This is a genomic window from Rhizobium sp. Root274 (assembly GCF_001429245.1).
GTDB lineage: Bacteria > Pseudomonadota > Alphaproteobacteria > Rhizobiales > Rhizobiaceae > Allorhizobium.
Genome location: NZ_LMJE01000001.1, coordinates 429,477 through 451,234, shown reverse-complemented (window position 1 = coordinate 451,234; position 21,758 = coordinate 429,477). Strand labels below are relative to the sequence as shown.

The following is a 21,758-nucleotide window of genomic DNA, read 5'->3' as shown; positions in this document are numbered from 1 at the left end:
AGGGCCAAGCCTTAGATTTCGCCAGTGGGGGGCTCGGCGATGGCTATGCCTGTGGAACTTCGCCCCTCTCTTGGAAAATCTGAAGCTTAGGCGCCTGGCCCCCCAGGGTGAGGGACGCTTGCGTGCGCGCATCCACCCTCCCCTTGAGGGGGGAGGGTCGGACCGCAGGTCCGGGGTGGGGTGATCCCGTGTGGTGTGCCGTCCGATGTCTGGCGAAGGTCACCCCCACCCGCCGCTTTGCGGCGACCTCCCCCCTCAAGGGGGAGGTGTGGAGCTGCACCGCGTTTCAACCAATCACACATCATCAAGGAGAGACGCCATGGGCGCGCAGAAGGGCAAGGATCTCTTGCTGAAGATCGAGGATGGGGCAGGGTTTGTGACGGTGGCGGGGCTGAGGGCCCGGCGGCTGTCGTTCAACGCCCAGTCTGTGGATATCACCGACAGCGAGAGCGCCGGGCGCTGGCGGGAACTTTTGGAAGGGGCGGGCGTGCGGCGTGCCGGGCTTTCCGGATCGGGTCTCTTCAAGGACCAGGCTTCGGACGCTTTGGTGCGGGCGGCCTTCTTTGGCGGAACGCTCCTGACATTCCAGGTGGTCATCCCCGATTTCGGCACGGTGACGGCGCCGTTTCAGGTGACGGCGCTGGATTATGCCGGCAATCACGATGGCGAAATGACTTTCGAGATCGCACTGGAATCGGCCGGTGCCGTATCCTTTGCGGCGCTGTGAGGTGGTCATGCGTGGCTATGGAGATCAAGGCCGGCACGAGCCGGTGACGGTGAACCGCGCCAACCGCCATCGCGGCGAGGTGGAGACGGTCATCGACGGCGAGCGGCGTATTCTGTGTTTGACGCTGGGGGCGCTTTCCGAACTGGAAACGGCGTTCGGGGCGGAAAGCCTGGGTGATCTCGCCGCGCGGTTTTCCACCGGGCGGCTGAAAAGTGCGGATCTGATCCGCATTCTCGCCTGCGGGTTGCGCGGCGGCGGCAACCGGGTGTCGGACGCCGATGCGGCGGAGATGGCGGTCGAGGGCGGCGTGGCCGGGGCGGCGGCTATCGTTGGCGAACTGCTGACGGTGACCTTTCAGACGGGCGGGGTCGCGGGTGTTGCCGCCGGTGCTTTGGCGCGGGAGGAGACGACGGCGTCCCCTTGACGGCCGCAGGCGGCGCAAGCCAGGGACCAAAACCGTTTCCCTGGGAAGCGGCGATGACGCTGGGTCTTGCCCGTCTGCGGCTGTTACCGGAGGTGTTCTGGCGACTGAGCCTGCCGGAATTTTGCGCCATGGCGGGCGGCTTTCAGCGGCCGGGCGCAATTTCGCGGGCCGAGGTGGAGCGGATGATGTTGAGGTTTCCGGATTGAGAGGGTGGCGGAAGCGATGCGCCGGTTCGTTATGCCCTATTTCTGATAGTGAAACCGGCACTGGATGATTTCGATCTGCTGCGTGCTGCCCTTGCCGGAGACGCGGTAGACCAGCCGATGTTCGCCCAGGATGCGCCGTGACCAGAAGCCGCTGAGATCGCCCTTGAGGGGCTCCGGTTTGCCAAGACCCTGGAAAGGGGATCTTTTCGTATCGCGGATCAGTTCGTTGATTTTTGTGACCATGGCCGGGTCGGACCCTTGCCAGTATTCGTACTCTTCCCAGGCATTGCGGGTCCAGAGCAGGTTCATGTCAGAGGGTCGGATCTTTCTCGATCAGCTCTTGCGCATGGAGCTGCGCAAGGCTTTCACGCAGCCGTTCAGCATTCGCCGGCGTGGACAGGAGATGCAAGGTTTCCTGCAGGCTCTCATATTCGCCCTCGGCCATGACGACCACGGCTTCCGATCCCTGGCGGGTGACGAGGAGGGGCGCGCGCGATGCGATCACCTCGTCGAAGTGGGTGGCAATATTCTGGCGGAACTCGGTGAGGCGAACATGGGCCATGATGGCACTCCTGGGTCGACTGTATGCAAATGTGTACGGATTGAGTTGGAGTGTCAATCGGTGCAGGGCCGGCCAAGGTTCGGGTTTGTCACCCTGCCTGATCCTGAAGCGTTCTTGAGCCAGCGTCAAAGATCACCTCAGAATGAGGGGCAGCCAAGGTCGGCGCGGCCGGAACGTTACGCGCGAAACGAAAGGAAATCTCGATGACCGATGACGACACATTGGCGCTTTCCGTCGATCTTGATGGCAGTGCGGCCTTGGCTGTGCTCGACGATCTTGAGGCACGGTCTGCCCGCTTCGGGCGGGCGCTGACCTCGGCTTTGGCGGGCGCTGTAACGGGTGGCAAGGGGCTGGAGGAGGTGTTGCGCACCGTCGGTGCGGCTTTCCGATATAGCGCTTTCGGCGGGCTTGAAGCCGCTTGAAAACCTGCTTGGCCAGGCGGTGGGCGGGGTGCTCGGCAGTCTCGGATCGGGTCTCGGGGCGAGTTTTGGGGCGGGTCTTGGCGCAGGCGTCAGCGCCTATGCCGAGGGTGGCGTGCCAGGACGGGTGATGCCCTTTGCCGATGGCGGCGTGGTCGCATCGCCCACCTATTTTTCGATGGGGGGCGGGACCGGTCTGATGGGCGAGGCGGGCGCCGAAGCCATTCTGCCGCTGAGGCGCGGCGCCGACGGGGCGCTCGGCGTGGCGACTGATGGTGCCGGCGGTGGAACGGTGATCCATTTTCAGGTGACGGCGACGGATGCGGCGAGTTTTGCCAAAAGCGAAGGGCAGACTACGGCGATGTTGGCGCGCTCGGTGACGCGCGGGCGGCGGGGGATGTGAGGCTGGGGCGGTGGCGAATAGCGAGTAGCGAATAGGCAGTAGGCAATAGGCAATAGGCGGGGAAGTTCGCGGGGATTATGCGCGGGCGCTTCTGGACGCGGCGCTGGGTTTGGTGGTGCTGTGAGGGTGCGGCCTCCCTTTGTCGGCTGCGTCGAGAGCTCCCCACACGGGGGCAGGGCAATCGCATATGGATCTTGAGCAGCGCACGTGGTGGGGTCCCTCTTCTCCCAAGCGGGGAGAAGGTCCCGGCAGGGGGATGAGGGGGCGCGCGAAGCGCTGATGCTGTGCCGGACAGCCCCCTCATCGCCTCGCATGCGCTCGGCACTTCTCCCTGAGGGGAGAAGAGGGAGCCCGAACCGCCACCGGTACCCCATATGCGATAGCCCTGCCGCATGGGGGAAGAGCGACCTGCAGAATAGCGTGGCTTGACCGTAAGTCTGCCGGCATCGAACGATGCTCGTCTAGGGACACGCTGGTGCCGGACCGGGGATCCGAGGGCGGTGCCGGGCCAGCGGTCTCAGGTTAGCGCCGGGCTCGTGGTCCAGGTTGGCGCCGGCCTCGTGGTCCCCTGCTGAGGAGCCATTCCAGGCGCTATCCTCAAGGCCTTGTTGGCACAAAACAATTTCACAGTTCTATCGAACGGAGGCATCTATGGCCTTTCATGAACAGCGGTTTCCGCTGCGCCTGTCGCTGACGTCAAGCGGTGGGCCGGGGCGGCAGACGGATATCGTGTCGCTGTCGAACGGCCGCGAGGCGCGCAATCGGCGCTGGCGGTTTTCCAGGCGCCGCTATGATGTCGGCTCGGCTTTGCGCTCGGTGGCCGATCTTTATGCGGTGCTTGAATTCTTCGAGGCGCGCGGCGGGCAGTTGCACGGGTTTCGTTTTCGCGACCCGGTGGATTTTTCGTCGGCAAGACCGGGCGAGGCGGTGTCGCCACTCGACCAGTGGATCGGGACGGGCGATGGGGTGACGGAGGCCTTTCCGCTGGTGAAAGCCTATGGTGACGGGGCGGGCGTGGAGCGGCGGCCGGTTTTAAAACCGGTCGGGGGCACGCTGCGCGTTGCGGTGGACGGGGTCGAGCAGGCGAGCGGCTTTGCAATGGATGCGACGACCGGGATCGTGACCTTCGAAGAAGGGCATGTGCCGGGCGCCGGGTCTGAGATCCGGGCGGGCTTCGAGTATGACGTGGCCGTCCGGTTCGACACCGACCGGATCGAGATCAATCTCGACGCCTTCCGGGCCGGACGTATTCCCTCCATTCCGCTGATCGAGGTGATCCCATGAGAGCCTTTGCCGAAGACCTGGCCGCGCATATGGCGACGGGCGAGACGACGCTCTGCCGCGCCTGGCGGGTGACGCGGGCAGATGGAGTGGTGCTCGGCTTTACCGAACACGACCAGGTCCTGGAGTTCTCTGGCACCCGCTTCGAGCCGGCAAGCGGTTTTGCGACGAGCGAGGCGAATGCGGCAAGTGGTCTGGCCGCACCGGCCGCTGAAATCAAGGGCGGGTTTTCGAGCGAGGCGATCACGGAAGGCGATCTCGCCGCCGGCCGTTATGACGGCGCGCGCGTCGAGCTGTTTCTGGTCAACTGGCAGCAGCCGGAGGCACAGCATGGCCTGCTTTCGGTGCAGGAAATCGGGGAAGTGCAAAGGGCTGGACCGGCGTTTTCGGCCGAGTTGCGCAGTATCGCGCACCGGCTGCAGCAGCCGCAGGGCCGGATCTACAACCGACGTTGCGATGCCGATCTGGGGGATCTCCGCTGCGGGGTCGATTTGGGCGCCGGCGGGCGGCGCCGGGCAGGGCAGATTGCCGACGTGGTGACGGCGGACCGGTTGCGGATCGACGGTCTGGACGGGATTGCCGAGGGGCATTTCCGGCTCGGTCATCTGCGTTTTGAGGGTGGGGCGCTTGGAGGGCGCCGGCTGGTGATCGAGGAGAGCGGGGCAGCGGTGGGTGGTCGTGTGGACGTGCGGCTCTGGCTGCCGCTCGAGGTTTCGCCGGCGCCGGGCGATCCGGTGACGCTCACGGTCGGCTGCGACAAGAGTTTTGCGACCTGCCGAACAAAATTCGCCAACCAGCGGAATTTCCAAGGCTTTCCGCATATGCCCGGCAGCGATTTTGCCTATTCCTATGTGAGTGGCGCAAGCACGCATGACGGTGGGGTGCTCTATGAGTGATGGGCTTGAGAGGCCCCTCATCGCCTGCCTTGCAGTATTTGGGGCCCCTCATCCGCCCTTCGGGCACCTTCTCCCCGCGTGCGGGGAGAAGGTCTCGGCAGGGGGATGAGGAGGGCAGCCCTCTGTTCCTTGTTGAGCAATCTCCGGTGAGGGACTTTCCTGTCTTGCCCCACCTCCGCCCTGTCCCTTTGCCTATCCCCCGCAGACAACACAGTGAAAGGTGATTGCCATGAAGATCATTTGCCCCGACGGAAACGGTTATTCCTATTATGTCCAGGCGGTCGATACGAGCCGCTATACCAGGGCGAGCGGCGTCGAGACCTTTCTGGTCAAGGCCGGGGACTACTGGAACGGACCGGAGGGCAGCGATGCCCTGAACTTTCGCGAGCGTTGCGAGGCGCGGGTGACGACGGAAGATGCTGTCGGCTCGACCCACACCTATGCTTTCCACCTGAAGATCCCGACCGACTATGCGGAATTCAGCCCGAAGCAGACGCTCGGCCAGTGGCATAACGGTGTCTATGACAGCGTCTACAACCGCTATGAGAACGGCGAGTTCTCGATTTGCCTCAACAATCACGACAGTGACAGTTTCATCGAATACCCGGTCACCATCACCAAAGGCGTGTGTAACACGTTCCTCTATACCTTTACCTGGCACGCGACGAACGGTGCCGTGACGGCTGCGGTCAACGGCAAGACGGTGGTGAGGGCCAGCGGACTGGCACTGGTGCCGGCAGATGCGGCTTCGGTCTATTTCAAATATGGCATCTATCGCAACATGACCAAGGGTCTGATCGGTCCGGACCAGCAGGCGAGCTATCGGTTGGTAAGCCGGGGGTGAGAGGGCGGGTTGTTGCCCCTCATCCGCCTGCCGGCACCTTCTCCCCGCAGGCGGGGAGAAGAACGAATGCGGCCGGCGGCGTGCCCCCTTCTCCCCGTTAACGGGGAGAAGGTCCCGGTAGGGGGATGAGGGCCTTTCCACATTCGTGAGGAATCTAACATGTCCGTCAATGCACGTGTGCTCGGCATTGCCGAGCGCTGGATCGGCACGCCCTATCGGCATCAGGGGGCGACGAAGGGGGTGGGGTGCGATTGTCTCGGGCTGATCCGGGGGATCTGGCGGGAACTGTATGGCGAGGAGCCGGAGGCGGTACCGGCCTATGCGCCTGATTGGGCGGAGCGGTCGGGGGAGGAGCGGTTGCTTCAGGCGGCGGGGCGGCATTTCCTACCTGTCGCGTGCTTCGAGGAGAGCCGGTCGGGCGATCTGGTCTTGTTTCGCTTTCGGCCGCATCTGGCCGCCAAACATGCGGGGATTTTGGCGCGGATGCCGGAGGCGGGGGACAAGGTCCCCGATGCCTTCATTCATGCCTATGAGCAATCGGCGGTGACGCGCTCGGCGCTGGTGCCGGGGTGGCAGCGCAAGATTGCCGGCATCTATCGATTTCCGGAAAGGGTTTTGTGATGGCGACGATCCTTTTGCAGGCGGCAGGCGCTGCCCTGGGTTCGGTCTTCGGGCCGGTCGGCGCCATTTTGGGGCGGGCGGCGGGGGCGGCGGTCGGGAGCATGATCGACCGCAGCCTGCTATCCAGCACCACGTCGCTCACCGGAGTGCGGCTGTCTTCCGCGCGGCTGGCGGGGGCGAGCGAGGGCACGGCGATCCCCAGGCTTTATGGCACGGCGAGGCTGGGCGGCACGCTGATCTGGGCAACGCGCTTCGAGGAGGAGGCGGTGACGGAGCGCAGCGGCGGCAAGTCGAGCGGCGGCACGCGCACCACGACCTATCAATATTATGCCAATCTGGCGTTCGGGCTCTGCGAGGGGGAGGTTGCCGGCGTGCGCCGCGTCTGGGCCGATGGGCGGGAACTTGACCTGACCGAAATCGAGATGCGGGTCTATCGCGGCACGCGGGACCAGCCGGTCGATCCGCTGATGGCGGCCAAGCAAGGGGCGGACAAGGTGCCGGCCTATCGCGGGTTGGCCTATGTCGTCTTCGAGCGGCTGCCGCTCGATGATTTCGGCAATCGCATTCCGCTCTTGCAGTTCGAGGTGATCCGGCCGGTCGGGCAGTTGGAAGATCAGATCCGGGCGGTGGCGGTCATTCCAGGCGCGACCGAACATGGTTATGCGGTGACGCGGGTGTCGGACAAGCCGAAATCGGGCGAGAAGCGCTGGCTGAACCGCAACACGCTGGTGGCCGCGAGCGACTGGCAGGCCTCGATCGACGAGCTGCAGGCGCTTTGCCCCAACTTGCAAGAGGTGGCGCTGGTGGTGGCCTGGTTCGGCACGGACCTCAGGGCCGCAGAATGCAAGGTGCTGCCGGGGGTGGAGGTGGCTTCGCGGCGGCAGGAGAGCCGGGCCTGGCGCGTGGCGGGGCTCGATCGAAGCGAGGCGCATCTGGTGAGCCGGCATGACGGCGGGCCGGCCTATGGCGGGTCGCCGGACGACCGAAGCGTGATTGAGGCGATCAGGGATCTGAAGGCGCGCCGGTTGAAGGTGACGCTCTATCCCTTTCTGCTGATGGATATCGCCGGCGGCAACGGACTGCCCGATCCTTATGGCGGGGCGGAGCAGGCGGCCTATCCCTGGCGCGGGCGGATTACCGCTTTTCCTCTGAGTGCCGACAAGACGGCTTCGGCGCGGGCGCAGGTTTCGGCCTTTGTGACCCGTGCGGACAGCTATCGGCGGTTTATCCGGCATTATGCCGACCTGGCCGATGAGGCGGGCGGCGTGGATGGCTTCCTGCTGGGCTCCGAGCTGAAGGGGCTGACGGTGCTGCGGGATGGGGCGAACGCTTTTCCCTTTGTCGAGGCGCTGGTGGCACTGGCGGGTGAGGTTCGGGGCATTCTGGGGCCGGCGACGGCGATATCCTATGGGGCGGACTGGAGCGAATATTTCGGCCATCAGCCGGCGGATGGGTCGGGTGATCTGTTCTTTCATCTCGATGCGCTCTGGGCGAGTCCGGATGTGGCGGGTGTCGGGATCGACAATTACATGCCGCTGGCCGACTGGCGCGACGAGGATCTGGAGGCGGTGAGCCCGGACGGGTTTTCCGGTGCCGATGATGCCTCGGCTTTTGCCCGGATGCTGACGGCGGGCGAGGGGTTCGACTGGTATTACACCAGCGAGGTCGACCGGCAGATGCGGGTCCGCACGCCGATCACCGATGGCGCCTATGGCAAGCCTTGGGTTTATCGCTTCAAGGATCTCGAAAGCTGGTGGGGCAACCGGCACTATAACCGGGTCGGCGGGGTGGAGCAGGTCGTGCCGACCGCCTGGACGCCCGGGATGAAACCTTTCTGGTTTACCGAGCTTGGCTGCGGGGCGGTGGATCGCGGGGCAAACCAGCCGAATGTTTTCGTCGATGCGAAGTCGACCGAGAGCGGACGGCCGCATTTTTCCAGCGGGGCGAGGGCCGACAGCCAGCAACGGCGCTTTCTCGAGGCGCATCTGGGCCACTGGGCGGATGGGGAGAGACCGGCGGGGCTGGTTGATCTGTCGAAGCTTTTTGTCTGGAGCTGGGATGCGCGGCCTTATCCGGGTTTTCCGCAGGAGACGGGGCTTTGGGCCGATGGGCGCAACTGGCGAACGGGACACTGGCTGAACGGGCGGCTGGGCACGGCAACGCTGGCCGATACGATCGCGGCGATCCTCACCGATCATGGGTTCGGCGATTTTGACGTGTCGCAGGTTGCGGGGGATCTTGGCGGTTACGTGAAGGGGGATTTGACCTCGGCGCGCGATTTGATCGAGCCGCTGGTGGAGCTGTTCCAGATCGATGTGGTGGAGGATGGTGGGACCTTGCGCTTCCGCACGCGGGGCAATGCCAGCCTGCCGGCGCGGGAGATTTCAGTGCTGGCGGATCTGCCGGATCAAGCTCTCTGGAGCGAGACGCGCGGGCATGACAGCGATTTCGCCTCGGAAGCTTTGGTGACCTTCTATGATCCGGCGGCCGATTATGCCGAGGCGAGTGTGCGCTCGCGCAAGGTGGAGGCGGCAACCGAGCGGCAATTGGCGCGCGACCTGCCGGCCGTGATTGCTGAGGAGACAGCACTTCTCGCCGCCGAAGGCTGGCTGCGCGACGTCAGGCTGGCGCGGCGTACGCTGCAGTTGGCCCTGGGGCCGGAGGAAATTGCCGTGCAGCCGGGTGACGTGTTGCGGCTGGCGGAGGGTCCGGCGGGGCGGTTTCTGGTGAGCGAGATCGACGAGGGGTTCGAGCGGCGGCTGACGCTTAGGGCCTTTGCCGGGAAGGTGTCTTCCGAAGTGGCGGCGGTGGAGCCGGGGCGGGCGGGCGACAATCCGGGGGCTGCGGGTTTTGATCCGACGGTGGTCTTTCTCGATCTGCCGCGTGTGGACGCGACCGCGATGAGCGGCGATGCGGCTGTGGCGGCCTATGGGAAGCCGTGGGTCAGGCTCGCGGTATCGAGTTCGCCTGAAATCGAGGGTTATCGGCTGCGCCTGACGCTCGATCGGCCGGCAACGCTGGGCGTACTGGTCGAGCCACTGGCGGCGGGTGTCTCCGGGCGGTTTGACCGGGCCAATGGTCTGGTTGTGGATCTGCTCTCGGGCGCCGTGTCTTCGGCGAGCCGGACGGCGGTGTTGTCCGGCACGAACAGGCTGGCGGTGCGCGCTGCCTCAGGGGGCTGGGAGGTGCTCGGTTTTACTGATGCCGAGGAGATTTCGGCCGGGCGCTTCCGGCTGACCGGCTTGCTGCGCGGGCTTGCCGGTACGGAGGACGCAATGGCGGCAGGCGCGGAGGCCGGGGCGGACGTCGTGCTGCTGGATGCGGCGGTGAAGTCGCTGGGGCTTGCGACCGCCGAACGCGGCGTGGAGCAGAACTGGATTTTGGAGCCGATGGGGCTCGTGACGGAGCTGTCCGGTCCCCATCTTTTTGCCGGTGGTTTGCGAGCGGAAACGCCACTGTCGCCGGTGCATCTGAAGGCGGTGAGGTCCGGTGTCGGGGATGTGGTGCTCTCCTGGATCCGGCGAGGGCGGACCGATGCCGACGGCTGGAGCGAGGGCGACATTCCGCTTGATGAGGAGACGGAGCGCTACCGCGTCGAGATCCTAGACGGGGCAGTGGTGCGCCGGACGATTGAGGTGACGGGGGCGGCCTGCACCTATGCGGCGGGTGACGAGATGGTCGATTTCGGTGCGGGTCAGACGAGCCTGTCTGTCCGCATTCGTCAGCTTGGCCGATTGGCGGCTGGCATTCCGGCCGAGGCGAGCATTGGCATTCAATGATTTCGATAAACTCTGAAGCCGAAGGAGAAAGTCATGCTGGAGATGAAACCCTGGTACCAGTCAAAGACCGTCTGGGGCGCGCTGATTGCGATCGGCGCGCCGCTCTTGCGGCAGGCCGGCTTTGACCTCGGCAGTGCCGAAGAGGCGCAGCTGGCGGATGCGTTGACGACGCTTGCGGGAACGCTGGGCGGGCTGCTCGCGCTCTACGGGCGGCTGTCGGCGACGAAGGGTGTTGGTGGGTGAGGAGATGGTACGGCGCAGGCCCCTCATCCGCCTGCCGGCACCTTCTCCCCGCAGGCGGGGAGAAGGGCGGATGCGGTCCTCGCTCTTGCTTAACCTTCGGCTCGGTGAAGCCGACACCGAAGGACGGTCGGTTCGAGCGACGCAGGTACCCGTGTGATGTCACCCTTTACCAAGTAAGGAATATCCATTACATTCCTCATCAGCCGAGGAGTTTGCCACGATGAATTCGATTTTGCGCAAGGTCAGCACCATCACGGACAAGGGACAGACGACGATCCCGAAATCGATCCGGGATGCACTTGGCGTCGGATATGGCGGGCGGATCGCGTTCAGTCTGGATGCGCAGAACCGGGTTTATGTCGAACGCGACGATGCGGATGGAGAGGATCCGGTACTGGACAGGTTTCTAGACCTTTTGGCGAGGCACATGGCAGCACGGCCGGGCCACGCCTTTGCCGAGATCCCGCCGGCCTTGCGGGCGCGGATGGCGGCGCTGACGGCGGGTGTCGAAGTGGATCCTGATGCGCCGATCGAGGGTGAGGTCGAGCTCTGAGCGATGGAGACGGTCAATGGCTGGATCATCCGGGCGCATCCGCTGTTTCTAGACCAGTTGGAGCGCCTGACCGTAGCCGTCGAGCGGGAAGCGCAGAAGAGACCCGAAACTTACCGGTCCGGTGCCAATGTCAAGCTGTTAGCTGCTTTGCAGAAGCTGGTCTTCGAGACCATTCCGACTGATCCGGCCTCCCCAATTTTCCGCGCGGGCGGAACGCTTGGGCCAGAACGCAGGCATTGGTTCCGGGCGAAGTTTGGCAATGGGCGGTTTCGGCTGTTCTTCCGATATAGCTCGACCGCCAAGATCATTGTTTTAGCCTGGGTGAACGAGGCCGAAACGCTGCGCAGTTATGGCGCAAAGACCGACGCCTATGCTGTGTTCCGATCCATGCTTGAGGATGGCAACCCACCCGAGGGCTGGACGCAATTGCTGGAGGCTGCGTCGAAAGAGGCGTCGCTCAAGCGCTTCGCCCGCGCATCGAAAGCTGGCAAGATGCGGGACGAAGATGACATCTGACCTCCACCTCCACCTCCACCCCCACCCCCACACCCCGATCGCAACCATGAAACCAGCATTCATTTGCCATTCAGAAGGCTTGGGGTACATAATTTGCGAAGCGTGGGCGTCCATACAGAAGAAGTGGCAATGGCATCTTTGATGAAAATCGGCGGAAGGAAGTTGAGCGGCCTGGCGCTGGCGCTGGGTGTGTTCGTCCTGCCGGTCCTAGACGGCGATGCCATGGCGGCGGATTGCCGGGCGGCGGCGGCAAGGGCCGTGGCCGAGCTTGGCGGCCAGTTGCTTTCGGTGCGCGAATCGGGCGGTGAATGCGTCATCGTCGTGCTGGTGCCGCGCAATGGCTCAGAGCGTCCCCGCAAGGTGACGATGCGCGTCGCCCAGTGATATCAAAACCGGCCGAATTGCCGTCTGCTTCAGCCTAGGGGAATTTCATGCGCATTCTCGTCGTCGAAGACGATGCCAATCTCAATCGCCAGCTGGTCGAGGCCCTGCAGGAAGCAGGTTATGTCGTCGACAAGGCATTCGACGGCGAAGAAGGCCATTTTCTCGGTGAGACCGAACCCTACGACGCTGTCATCCTGGATATCGGGCTTCCCGAGATGGACGGTATCACCGTGCTGGAGAAATGGCGGGCAGCACAACGGGTGATGCCCGTGCTGATCCTGACCGCGCGCGATCGCTGGTCGGACAAGGTGGCCGGTATCGATGCCGGTGCCGATGACTATGTGACCAAGCCTTTCCATGTCGAGGAAGTGCTCGCGCGTATCCGTGCCTTGATCCGCCGCGCAGCCGGACATGCTTCTTCCGAAATCGTCTGCGGCCCGGTGCGGCTCGACACCAAGAGTTCGAAGGCGCTGGTTGATGGCGTGGCGCTGAAGCTCACCTCGCATGAATACCGGTTGCTTTCCTATCTGATGCATCACATGGGCGAGGTGGTGTCGCGCACCGAACTGGTCGAGCACCTTTATGATCAGGATTTCGACCGCGATTCCAACACGATCGAGGTGTTTGTTGGTCGTTTGCGCAAGAAGATCGGCGTGGACATGATCGAGACCGTGCGCGGCCTCGGCTACCGCATCCAAGCGCCGTCGAAATGAAGCCCCGCTCGCTCACCGCGCGCGTCCTGCTGCTCGCCACCATCTGGTCGGCGCTCGGTCTGGTGACGATCGCGGTGGCGATATCAGCCCTCTATCGCCAGGGCGTCGAACGCGGCTTCAACAATCTGCTGAGAGCCCAGCTCTACAATGTCGTCAATTCGGTCTCGATCGGCGACGGCGACAGCCTGGCTGGTTCGCCGGCACTTGGCGATCTTCGCTTCTCGCAGCCAGAGACCGGCTGGTATTGGCTGGTCGAGCCGCTTGGCAATTTCGCGACGGCGCCTTTGGCATCCGCTTCGCTCGGTGTCGCCAATCTCCCCGTGCCGGACGTGGAAAAGACCCCCTTCGATGAGAATTATGAGCGCTATTACGAGATGACCGACGATGTCGGCAATCGCATCCGTGTCGCCGAGACGGAAGTCGTGCTCGACGACCAGGGGCGGGCGGCGCGCTTCCGCGTCTCCGGCAATCTGGCTGTGATCGAGGAGGAGATCTCCTTCTTCGCCAGCCGGCTCAACATCGCGCTCGCCGTCGTCGGGATCGGCGGCCTGATCGTCAACGGTCTGGCGATCGTCTATGGCCTGAAACCGGTCGACCGCGCGCGGCGCGGGCTGGAGCGGATCCGGCGCGGCGAGGCGGAGCGGATCGAGGGGGAGTTCCCCCGCGAGATCATGCCGCTCGCCAACGAGATCAATGCGCTGATCGACAGCAACCGCCGCATCGTCGAGCGCGCGCGCATGCAGGTCGGCAATCTCGCCCATTCGCTGAAGACCCCTATTGCCGTGCTGCTCAACGAGGCGCGCACGCTCGACAAGGGCCATGCCGAGGTCGTGGTGAGCCAGGCGGAAGCCATGCAGGCGCAGGTGACGTCCTATCTGAACCGCGCCCGGATTGCCGCCCAACGTGACAGCGTGCTGGCCCGCACCGAGGCGCAGCCGGTTCTCGAGCGGCTGGTGCGCGTGATGCGCAAACTGAACGATACGGTGGAGTTCGAACTCGAGGTGGCGCCGGATCTGACCTTTGCCATGGAGCAACAGGACGTCGAGGAAGTGGTTGGCAACCTCCTGGAAAACGCATCGCGATTCGCCCGCTCGCGGATCGTCACCCGTGCCGTGCCGGTGGTCCGTGCGGATGACACGGCGGCGGACGGGCGGCGCAGCTGGGTGGAGATCGTGGTGGAGGACGACGGACCGGGGCTGGCGCCCGACCAGATCGGCGAAGCCTTGAAACGCGGGCGCAGGCTCGACGAAAGCCGACCGGGAACGGGGCTTGGTCTCTCAATCGTCAAGGAGATATCGGGCGAATATCAGGGGACCTTCGGCCTGTCGCGGGCAAGCCTTGGCGGTCTTCGCGCACAGTTGATCCTACCGGCTGTGACGAAAGACACTGCGTGATTGATTTTCCTGTGGAATTACATAGTTGTATAAAACGACCTGCCGAAGCGGGGCCGACCGGGGACACTCCGGCGCCACCCGCCGCATCAGGTCGCATGAATCTGCGTCGGGACTTGGGCATCTCTGATGGGTAAAACGCGCTTTGGGACTTTGGCACTCGCCGCTCTGGGAGCGCTCGCGCTGGCGGGCTGCACCACGACGGGCGGCGGATCGGCCGGTTCGGTCAAGGCGGGTTCTGCCGTCTATATCAGTGCCTTGCAGGGTGGCATCGTGTCTCGCACGGGCGTGAAGCTGTCCAACAGCGAGACCCAGAGGGCGCTGGAAGCGGAATATCGCGCGCTGGAAGCCGCACCCGGCGGCCAGCCGGTAACCTGGGCCGGCGGCGACGTCCGTGGCGAAGTGATCGCTGCGGCTCCCTATCAGGTCGGCAAGCAGAATTGTCGTCAGTTCACCCACAAGGTGGTGAGCGGCAATCGCACGCTCGAGGCCCGCGGTGCGGCCTGCCGCAACGCCAACGGCACCTGGACGCCGCTCAGCTGACCAGCAGCGGTGCAAGGTTTGATGGACCCGGGCGGGATCCATGACATGGCAGCCGCCCCGACCCGGCAGACAACCTCCGGCACACTGTTCTCGCAAGACGGGCGTGCCGCACTGCCTCACCCACTTGACTTGGGTCAAGGATAGGCGTGGTTTGAGGGGCTAATCGGGTTTGCGGCCAAACGCCTCAACTTTGCGTCATGGCCCGTTTGCCAGTTGGAATGCACCCGCCCTTGCCGTAATTGAGTTTCATGTTGTTCTGGATCTTCTCCGCCCTGCTGACGGTCTTAGCTGCCGTCCTTTTGTTGTCTCCCCTGTTGCGGGCCTCGGCCCGCGCCACGCGTTATGACGAAGGGGAAGCCGCCGTCTATCGTGACCAGTTGCGCGAGCTTGAGCGCGACAAGGCGGGCGGGTTGATTTCGCCGGAAGAGGCGGATTATGCGCGCGCCGAAATCGGGCGGCGGCTGCTGGCCGTCGCTGGACGGACCTCCTCCGAGGACGGGGTGGACGAGGCCGGTTCGGGCGCGACGGGCGCCGCCGGCGAAAAGCCGCCCCGCAGGAGCGGCTATGGCCTGTCGCAGGCCTTCATTCTCCTCTGTCTTCCCTTAATCGGGCTTGCCGGCTACCTGGAAATCGGTAGCCCCGGCACGCCGGACGCGCCGCTCGCTGCGCGGATCGAAAATCCGGGCGACGACGTCAATCTGCTGATCGCCAAGGTCGAGCGCCATCTGGCTGATAATCCGGATGACGGCAATGGCTGGAACGTGCTGGCGCCGGTCTATTTCCGCGTTGGCAGGCTCGATGATGCCGAACTCGCGTTCCGCAACGCGGTCCGCCTTCTGGGTCCCGATCCGGAACGGCTGAACGGGCTTGGCGAGACGCTGGTGACGCGCAATGACGGCATCGTCACCGAAGATGCGGCCAAGGCCTTCGAGGCGGCGCGCAAGATGGAGCCGAACAATCCGCGCGCCGACTATTATCTGGCGCTGGCGCTGGAGCAGGGTGGCCGCAGGGCAGAAGCGCTTAAAGCCTTCCAGGAGATTGCGGCGGCATCGCCCGCCAATGCGCCCTGGATGGATCTCATCAACCGTCACATCGCCACCAACAGCGAAGGCGTGCCGCTTGCCAATGCGCCGGCGGTTCCCTTGGCACCGGCCAACCCGGCCAACCCTGCCGCACCCGGCAATCCGACGGCTGGCGATATTGCCGCATCACAGGACATGTCTGCGGCGGACCGAGACCAGATGATCCGCGGCATGGTCGAAAGCCTCGACCAGAGGCTGAAGGACGATCCCAACAATTTCGAAGGCTGGATGCGGCTGGTGCGCTCCTATGCCATGCTGAAGGACAAGGCCCGCGCCGAGGCGGCCCTCAAGGACGGATTGAAGGCTTTTCCGGCTGATGGTGCCGAGGGCCAGCAACTCGTGGCCATGGCGCGAGAACTCGGCCTTGATGTCGAGGAGGTGACACCATGACCCGCAAGCAGAAGCGTCTCGCCGTGATTGCCGGCGGCATGAGCTTTATTGTTGCTGCCGTGCTTCTGGTGATGTTCGCCTTCGGCCAGTCGATCGCCTACTTCTACGTGCCCGGCGACCTGCAGAAGACCGAGGTGAAGCCGGGGACCCGTATCAGGCTCGGCGGTCTGGTCGAGACCGGCACCGTCAAGCGCGGCGAGGGCTCGACGGTGACCTTCACCGTGACCGACACGATCGGCGAAGTGCCGGTGACCTATACCGGCATCCTGCCGGATCTGTTCCGCGAAGGGCAGGGCGTGGTGGCGGAGGGTGTGTTCCGTGAACGCGACCGGATCTTCGTTGCGGATACGGTGCTCGCCAAGCATGACGAAACCTACATGCCGAAGGACGTGGCCGATCGGCTGAAGGCGCAAGGGGTTCAACTCGGCGGCAAGGAAGTGGTCCAATGATCATTGAACTCGGGCATTATGCTTTGGTGCTGGCGCTGGCGACCAGCATCGTTGTCTCCATCCTGCCGGTGATCGGGGTCAGACGCGGCGATGCCGCGATGATGGGGGTCGCGACGACAGGCACCTATGCGATGTTCCTGCTCGTTGCGTTTTCGTTCGGCGTGCTCACCTGGGGTTATGTCGTTTCCGATTTCTCGGTGAAGAACGTCTTTGAGAATTCGCATTCGCTGAAGCCGATGATCTACAAGATCTCCGGCGTCTGGGGCAACCACGAGGGTTCGATGATGCTCTGGGTGCTGATCCTGACGCTGTTTTCGACCATGGTCGCATTGTTCGGCGCCAATCTGCCGGACCGGCTGAAGGCGAATGTGCTGGCGGTTCAGGCCTGGATCACCACGGCCTTCACGCTGTTCATCTTGCTGACATCGAACCCCTTCATCCGCCTGTCGCCAATCCCGGCAGAGGGCCAGGACCTGAACCCGGTTCTGCAGGATGTGGGCCTCGCGATCCATCCGCCGCTGCTTTATCTCGGTTATGTCGGCTTTTCCGTCTGTTTCTCCTTTGCCATTGCCGCTCTGATCGACGGGCGCATCGATGCGGCCTGGGCGCGCTGGGTGCGCCCCTGGACGCTGGCCGCCTGGGTGTTCCTGACGGCGGGCATCTCGATGGGCTCCTACTGGGCCTATTACGAACTTGGCTGGGGCGGCTGGTGGTTCTGGGACCCGGTCGAGAATGCCTCCTTCATGCCCTGGCTTGCGGGCACGGCGCTGCTGCATTCCGCACTCGTCATGGAAAAGCGCGATGCGCTGAAGATCTGGACGGTGTTGCTCGCCATCATCGCCTTTTCGCTGTCGCTGCTCGGCACCTTCCTGGTGCGCTCGGGCGTGTTGACCTCGGTGCATGCCTTTGCGACCGATCCGACACGCGGCATCTTCATTCTCGGCATCCTCGTGATCTTCATCGGCGGCGCGTTTACGCTGTTTGCTCTGCGGGCACCCAGCCTGAAATCGGGCGGGCTGTTCCAGCCGATTTCGCGCGAAGGCGCGCTGGTGCTGAACAACCTGATCCTCACCGTCTCCACCGCGACGGTGCTGATCGGCACGCTCTATCCGCTGCTTCTGGAAACGCTCACGGGTGAGAAGATCTCCGTTGGTCCACCCTTCTTCAACCTGACCTTCGGCCTGTTGATGGTGCCGCTGCTCTTGGCCGTGCCCTTCGGGCCGTTCCTCGCCTGGAAGCGCGGCGATCTTCTGGCCGCCCTGCAGCGGCTTTATGTGGCCGCAGCCCTCTCGCTCGTGCTGGGGCTTGGACTCTGGTATTCGCAGCATGGCGGGCCGGTCATGGCGGTCTTTGGTCTGGCGCTCGGCTTCTTCGTCATAGGCGGCGCGCTCGCCGATCTCTGGACGCGTGCGGGTTTCGGCAAACATCCTGCTGGCACGGCCTGGCGTCGTCTGAAAGGCCTGCCGCGCTCGGCCTTCGGCACCGCGCTTGCCCATTTCGGCCTTGGCGTCACCGTCATCGGCATTGTCGCGGTCTCGACCTTCCAGACGGAACATGTCGTGGAAATGAAGCCGGGAATGACGGCAGAAGCCGGCGGTTATGTGCTGACCTTCGACGGCATCCGACCGGCCAAGGGGCCGAATTACACCGAGGACCAGGGCCATTTCACCATCCGCAAGGGCGGTGTCGCGGTGGCCGATGTCTGGTCGTCGAAGCGGCTTTATCCGGCGCGGCGCATGCCGACGACGGAAGCCGGCATCGTCACCTTCGGGTTTAGCCAGCTCTATGTCTCGCTCGGTGACCCGATGGCCGATGGCGGGATCGTCGTGCGCATCTGGTGGAAACCGTGGATCCTCTGCATCTGGTACGGCACGCTGGTCATGATGGCGGGCGGCATCGTATCGCTCTCGGATCGCAGGCTTCGGGTTGGCGCGCCGAAACGAGCGAAGGCGGCGGTGAAGCCGGTGCTGGAGGCTGCGGAATGAGTGTGGGCAAGAACCCCTCCCCAACCCCTGCCCACAAGCGGGAAGGGCTTTGGCGCCGCGTGCTTCCTTCGACAGCAAGACGCGTGGCTTCCGCGGGTCTTCTCCCCCCTTGTGGGGGAGATGGCCGGCAGGCCAAAGGGGGTCTTAAGGCAGTGTTCCTTCTGCTCGCCCTGCTTCTCACCCCGATCCACGCCTTTGCCGTCAACCCGGACGAAGTGCTGGCCGACCCGGTGCTTGAACATCGGGCGCGGACAATCTCGGCGGAACTGCGCTGCATGGTCTGCCAGAACCAGTCGATCGACGATTCGAATGCCGAGCTGGCGCGCGACCTCAGGGTCGTGGTGCGCGAGCGGCTGGTGGGTGGCGATACGGATGAGCAGGTAATCGACTATGTCGTGTCGCGTTACGGCGAATTCGTGCTGCTAAAGCCGCGGCTGAGCCTGAAAACGCTGGCGCTCTGGGGCGCGCCGGCGGCGCTGGTGTTGGTCGGGCTGATCGTGGCCTTTGTTGCGGCGCGCAGGCGCGCGGTGCAGCCGTCGGTGAAGCTTTCGGCGGACGAGGAAGCGCGGCTCGGAAAGCTGCTCGACGGGGAGTGATCAGACGGGTTTCGAACCGGGGTCGCCGTCGACCGGCTGGGGGGAACGTGTGAGCCTATGTCCCTCCTGTGTTTCGAAGAGGATGGTGGCATAAGCTCCCGCCTCCGCGCGATTTCCCACTTGAAACCGCGCCTTGTGCCCTTCGGCAATGGCTTTCACGACCGTGAGTCCAAGGCCTGAGCCACCGAGGTCGCGGCCGTTCAGCGCTTCGCTTCGCCAGAACATATCGAACGAAGAATGGGCCACATCCGACGGCAATCCTGGGCCGTGGTCGGTGACGGAAATGAAGGACCGACCGGCGTCGTCCACCCCCGTGAGTACCTCGATGGGGCCGAAGTCTCCCGCATATCTGCGCGCGTTGTCCAGAAGAGCGAGAAGAGCCTGGCGGAAACGGGGAGGATCGATGTTGGCCGGCGCTGGTGACAGGTCCATTCGGCAATCGATTGTGCTGCCGACTGACGCCTGAAACAGGCTCAGCGTATCAGATACATGCAGCGCCAGATCGGTAGACGTGGTTGCCGTGATAAAATGGGCGGTGCCCGCCATCGACAGCGTGTTAAGCTGGTCTACGACCCCCGACATGCTCTGCGCTTGCAGGAGCAGTGCCCGCACGCGCTCCTCGCTCACCTCAAGCACCCCATCGGCCATCGCCTGCAGATTGCCCTGCAAGACGGTCAGCGGCGTGCGCAGTTCATGCGCGACCGCTCTGGAATTGAACTTCAAACGGGTTTCCAGCGCGAGCAGTTCGCTTGCCAGTCGATTGATGGTCGTTGCAAGCGCTTCGACTTCTTTCGTGGCGCCCGGCTCCACTTCCACCCGAAAATCACCCTGTCGGATCTGTTCTGCGGCTGCAGTCAGTCGGGTTAGAGGTGCGACAATCCTGTAGGCCAGCACCACCCCAATGACGCTCGTGAAAACGATCAGGGCAAAGCCAAACCCCAAGACGCCGACAACCGGGGCTCCCTCCGTCTGCGCTTCCAATTGCGGGTAGAGCGCGACCAGGGCCTTAAGCGCCTTCATCTCCGGAAGCTCGCCCTTGTTGAGGCTTGCCCATGCAGATCGGGCGTCTGCGGGAAGGGCCTCGATGGCGGAGAGTTCGGCGTGGTCAATGTACCAGTCAACCGAGATGAAAAGCAGCGCAATCGTGATGACTTGTGTGAAAGACACGAGCGCTGCGGCCAGAATGAAGAGGGACGGCCGTTTAGACATTCGTCGACCTCGCAAACCGGTAGCCTATGCCACGCACCGTGGTGATGTATCCACTCTGGCCGCACTCCGTGAGCTTTCGCCTCAGATTGGCAATATGCGTATCCACCGTGCGGTCTAGAGCCTCGCTTTCGGGCATGCAGGCGTCCAGCAGGAATGCTCGTTCAAAAGTCTTGAAGGGAGAACGGACAAAGCAGACCAGGAGTCGGAATTCGGTGGCCGTCAGGGACAGTTCGAACCGGCCGTCTTCACTTGATGTCATTGCGATGTGTGAATCCAGATGGACTTCGATCTGATCGTGCCGGATCACCTCACTGCCTGCGCTCCCTCTCGTGCGCTTGAGCACGGCACCCACACGCGCAACGACCTCCTGAGGGTTGAACGGTTTCGTGACATAGTCATCGGCACCAAGCTTGAGACCGAGCAGCTTGTCCGTGTCGTCATCCATCGCAGACACGAAGATGACCGGGACGGGCGAATCGCGCCTGATTTTGGCCAAGAGGTCGAACCCGTCGATATCCGGCAGACCGACATCGAGCAGCACAAGATCCGGTCGCAACATCTGCAGATGGGCAAGCGCGGTCTGCCCTGTCGATGCTCTCACAGTCCGGTAACCGGACCTCGCAAGGTATCTTTCCAACAGGAGTGCGATCTCAGGGTCATCCTCGACCACAAGCACGAGTGATGAAATCATGATCAGGCTCACGGCTGTCGACAGGCCCTTCTCCGGCTCTCCGCCAAATCTTGGCAATCCGGCGCGAAAACATGTTCCTCAATGAGGAACTTCTGATGCAACTTTCCAACGTAAACAACTTCGAAAAACCGGTTTTAAATGAGGCGGAAGAAAAGGCGCGAGATTTTCTTCCAACTGCGCTCATTCTCCTCGGCCTTGTCTCCATAGTCTTTGCGGCCGTGCCGGAACTTGATCTGATGACAAGCCGGTTCTTCTGGGATGAGCAGAATGGTTTCGATGCGGGGAAAAATACGGTCCTCATCGCATTTCGGGACATCAACCGGTTCTTGCCATGGATCCTCATCGGCACGGCGACAGCGCTGCTGGTCGCCAATGGCTTCATAGGACATCTGAAGCGCCTTGCTCCACCGCACAAGTTGCTTTTCGTCATCACATTCTTCGCCATCGGTCCAGGATTGGGCGTAGAGGCAATCAAGGCGGTGGTCGGGAGGGCCCGCCCGAGGGCGCTTGAGGGCTTTGGTGGCAATGCAGTCTTCACGCCGCCCTGGGATATTAGCGATCAATGCCTGCGCAACTGCTCATTCATTTCAGGCGAAGCGGCAAGCGCCTTTGCACTGCTGACACTGGTGGTCTTCATCGCGCCAAGACATGCAAAGATCTACCTCGCAGCCATGGGAGTGCTTGCCGCAGCCTTCTCCTTCAACCGGGTCGTCTTTGGCGCGCACTTCCTCTCGGACGTGGTCATCGGTTGGCATGTGATGTGGGTTTTGGCGCTCCTGCTCTGGCGGGTGTTCTCAAGGAGTGCATCGCAGATTGATGCCATTTTCTGCCGGAGATGATGCCGATACTGC

Annotated in this window: 24 protein-coding genes and 1 pseudogene; 21 read left to right on the top strand and 4 right to left on the bottom strand. The window is 63.6% G+C overall.

Going from position 1 to position 21,758, the window contains the following annotated elements:
- Positions 1-319: 319 nt before the first annotated feature.
- Genes ASE36_RS02310 through ASE36_RS02300 form a run of 3 tightly spaced genes read left to right on the top strand, consistent with a single transcriptional unit; the run spans position 320 to position 1,357 of the window.
- On the top strand, positions 320-727 hold the full coding sequence (locus ASE36_RS02310; RefSeq protein ID WP_062275242.1) for a phage major tail protein, TP901-1 family: 408 nt from the start codon (positions 320-322) through the stop codon (positions 725-727).
- Between the two features lie 7 nt (positions 728-734).
- Positions 735-1,151 carry a gene transfer agent family protein gene (locus ASE36_RS02305; RefSeq protein WP_062275240.1) on the top strand — a complete coding sequence of 139 codons (417 nt, stop codon included), beginning with the start codon at positions 735-737 and terminating at the stop codon, positions 1,149-1,151.
- The gene (locus ASE36_RS02300; protein ID WP_062611235.1) at positions 1,148-1,357 is read left to right on the top strand and encodes a phage tail assembly chaperone; all 210 of its coding nucleotides are present in this window, start codon (positions 1,148-1,150) and stop codon (positions 1,355-1,357) included. The genes ASE36_RS02305 and ASE36_RS02300 overlap by 4 nt, the downstream gene beginning before the upstream one ends.
- Positions 1,358-1,393: 36 nt before the next feature.
- Here the strand turns inward: ASE36_RS02300 and ASE36_RS02295 are convergent, their stop codons facing one another.
- Positions 1,394-1,666: a Txe/YoeB family addiction module toxin gene (locus ASE36_RS02295; RefSeq protein ID WP_062275238.1), complete on the bottom strand. Its 273-nt coding sequence runs from the start codon at positions 1,664-1,666 to the stop codon at positions 1,394-1,396.
- A gap of 1 nt (position 1,667) precedes the next feature.
- Positions 1,668-1,919 carry a type II toxin-antitoxin system Phd/YefM family antitoxin gene (locus tag ASE36_RS02290; protein ID WP_062275236.1) on the bottom strand — a complete coding sequence of 84 codons (252 nt, stop codon included), beginning with the start codon at positions 1,917-1,919 and terminating at the stop codon, positions 1,668-1,670.
- Positions 1,920-2,122: 203 nt separating this feature from the next.
- Here ASE36_RS02290 and ASE36_RS23240 point away from each other — a divergent pair.
- From ASE36_RS23240 to ASE36_RS02205, 17 genes and pseudogenes are all read left to right on the top strand, one after another.
- Positions 2,123-2,741, top strand: a pseudogene (locus tag ASE36_RS23240) (phage tail tape measure protein).
- Between the two features lie 651 nt (positions 2,742-3,392).
- Entirely contained in the window at positions 3,393-4,025 is a 633-nt protein-coding gene (locus ASE36_RS02280; protein ID WP_062275234.1) for a DUF2460 domain-containing protein, read from the top strand.
- Positions 4,022-4,918 carry a DUF2163 domain-containing protein gene (locus ASE36_RS02275; RefSeq protein ID WP_062275232.1) on the top strand — a complete coding sequence of 299 codons (897 nt, stop codon included), beginning with the start codon at positions 4,022-4,024 and terminating at the stop codon, positions 4,916-4,918. The genes ASE36_RS02280 and ASE36_RS02275 overlap by 4 nt, the downstream gene beginning before the upstream one ends.
- A gap of 229 nt (positions 4,919-5,147) precedes the next feature.
- Positions 5,148-5,762 carry a heparin lyase I family protein gene (locus tag ASE36_RS02270; RefSeq protein WP_062275230.1) on the top strand — a complete coding sequence of 205 codons (615 nt, stop codon included), beginning with the start codon at positions 5,148-5,150 and terminating at the stop codon, positions 5,760-5,762.
- A 159-nt stretch (positions 5,763-5,921) separates the two neighbouring features.
- Positions 5,922-6,383, top strand: a complete 462-nt coding sequence (locus tag ASE36_RS02265) for an NlpC/P60 family protein (protein ID WP_062275228.1) — start codon at positions 5,922-5,924, stop codon at positions 6,381-6,383.
- Positions 6,383-10,162 (top strand): glycoside hydrolase/phage tail family protein, encoded by a 3,780-nt coding sequence (locus tag ASE36_RS02260; RefSeq protein ID WP_062275226.1) that lies wholly within the window; start codon positions 6,383-6,385, stop codon positions 10,160-10,162. Before ASE36_RS02265 ends, ASE36_RS02260 begins: the two co-directional genes overlap by 1 nt.
- A 33-nt stretch (positions 10,163-10,195) precedes the next feature.
- Positions 10,196-10,405 (top strand): hypothetical protein, encoded by a 210-nt coding sequence (locus ASE36_RS02255; RefSeq protein ID WP_062275224.1) that lies wholly within the window; start codon positions 10,196-10,198, stop codon positions 10,403-10,405.
- A gap of 220 nt (positions 10,406-10,625) precedes the next feature.
- Positions 10,626-10,958 (top strand): type II toxin-antitoxin system PrlF family antitoxin, encoded by a 333-nt coding sequence (locus ASE36_RS02250; protein WP_062275223.1) that lies wholly within the window; start codon positions 10,626-10,628, stop codon positions 10,956-10,958.
- A 3-nt stretch (positions 10,959-10,961) separates the two neighbouring features.
- A complete protein-coding gene (locus ASE36_RS02245; RefSeq protein WP_062275221.1) occupies positions 10,962-11,474 on the top strand; it encodes a type II toxin-antitoxin system YhaV family toxin in 513 nt (170 codons plus the stop codon).
- Between the two features lie 129 nt (positions 11,475-11,603).
- The gene (locus ASE36_RS02240) at positions 11,604-11,858 is read left to right on the top strand and encodes a hypothetical protein (RefSeq protein WP_156378549.1); all 255 of its coding nucleotides are present in this window, start codon (positions 11,604-11,606) and stop codon (positions 11,856-11,858) included.
- 47 nt (positions 11,859-11,905) lie between these two features.
- Complete coding sequence (locus ASE36_RS02235; protein ID WP_062275219.1) at positions 11,906-12,571, top strand: response regulator transcription factor; 666 nt, start codon at positions 11,906-11,908, stop codon at positions 12,569-12,571.
- On the top strand, positions 12,568-13,965 hold the full coding sequence (locus ASE36_RS02230) for an ATP-binding protein (protein WP_062275217.1): 1,398 nt from the start codon (positions 12,568-12,570) through the stop codon (positions 13,963-13,965). Before ASE36_RS02235 ends, ASE36_RS02230 begins: the two co-directional genes overlap by 4 nt.
- A 126-nt stretch (positions 13,966-14,091) precedes the next feature.
- Positions 14,092-14,505: a hypothetical protein gene (locus ASE36_RS02225; protein ID WP_062275215.1), complete on the top strand. Its 414-nt coding sequence runs from the start codon at positions 14,092-14,094 to the stop codon at positions 14,503-14,505.
- A 248-nt stretch (positions 14,506-14,753) separates the two neighbouring features.
- Positions 14,754-15,977 (top strand): c-type cytochrome biogenesis protein CcmI, encoded by a 1,224-nt coding sequence (gene ccmI, locus ASE36_RS02220; protein WP_062275213.1) that lies wholly within the window; start codon positions 14,754-14,756, stop codon positions 15,975-15,977.
- Complete coding sequence (gene ccmE / locus ASE36_RS02215) at positions 15,974-16,426, top strand: cytochrome c maturation protein CcmE (protein WP_062275212.1); 453 nt, start codon at positions 15,974-15,976, stop codon at positions 16,424-16,426. Before ccmI ends, ccmE begins: the two co-directional genes overlap by 4 nt.
- Positions 16,423-18,411 (top strand): heme lyase CcmF/NrfE family subunit, encoded by a 1,989-nt coding sequence (locus tag ASE36_RS02210; protein ID WP_062275210.1) that lies wholly within the window; start codon positions 16,423-16,425, stop codon positions 18,409-18,411. Before ccmE ends, ASE36_RS02210 begins: the two co-directional genes overlap by 4 nt.
- A 161-nt stretch (positions 18,412-18,572) precedes the next feature.
- On the top strand, positions 18,573-19,007 hold the full coding sequence (locus ASE36_RS02205) for a cytochrome c-type biogenesis protein (protein WP_244474691.1): 435 nt from the start codon (positions 18,573-18,575) through the stop codon (positions 19,005-19,007).
- Here ASE36_RS02205 and ASE36_RS02200 read toward each other — a convergent pair whose 3' ends face one another.
- Entirely contained in the window at positions 19,008-20,216 is a 1,209-nt protein-coding gene (locus tag ASE36_RS02200) for a sensor histidine kinase (RefSeq protein ID WP_062275206.1), read from the bottom strand.
- Entirely contained in the window at positions 20,209-20,907 is a 699-nt protein-coding gene (locus ASE36_RS02195; protein ID WP_062277865.1) for a response regulator transcription factor, read from the bottom strand. Before ASE36_RS02195 ends, ASE36_RS02200 begins: the two co-directional genes overlap by 8 nt.
- Before the next feature lie 71 nt (positions 20,908-20,978).
- Between ASE36_RS02195 and ASE36_RS02190 the strand changes: the two genes are divergently transcribed.
- Positions 20,979-21,746 carry a phosphatase PAP2 family protein gene (locus tag ASE36_RS02190; protein WP_062275204.1) on the top strand — a complete coding sequence of 256 codons (768 nt, stop codon included), beginning with the start codon at positions 20,979-20,981 and terminating at the stop codon, positions 21,744-21,746.
- The last annotated feature ends 12 nt before the right edge of the window (positions 21,747-21,758 follow it).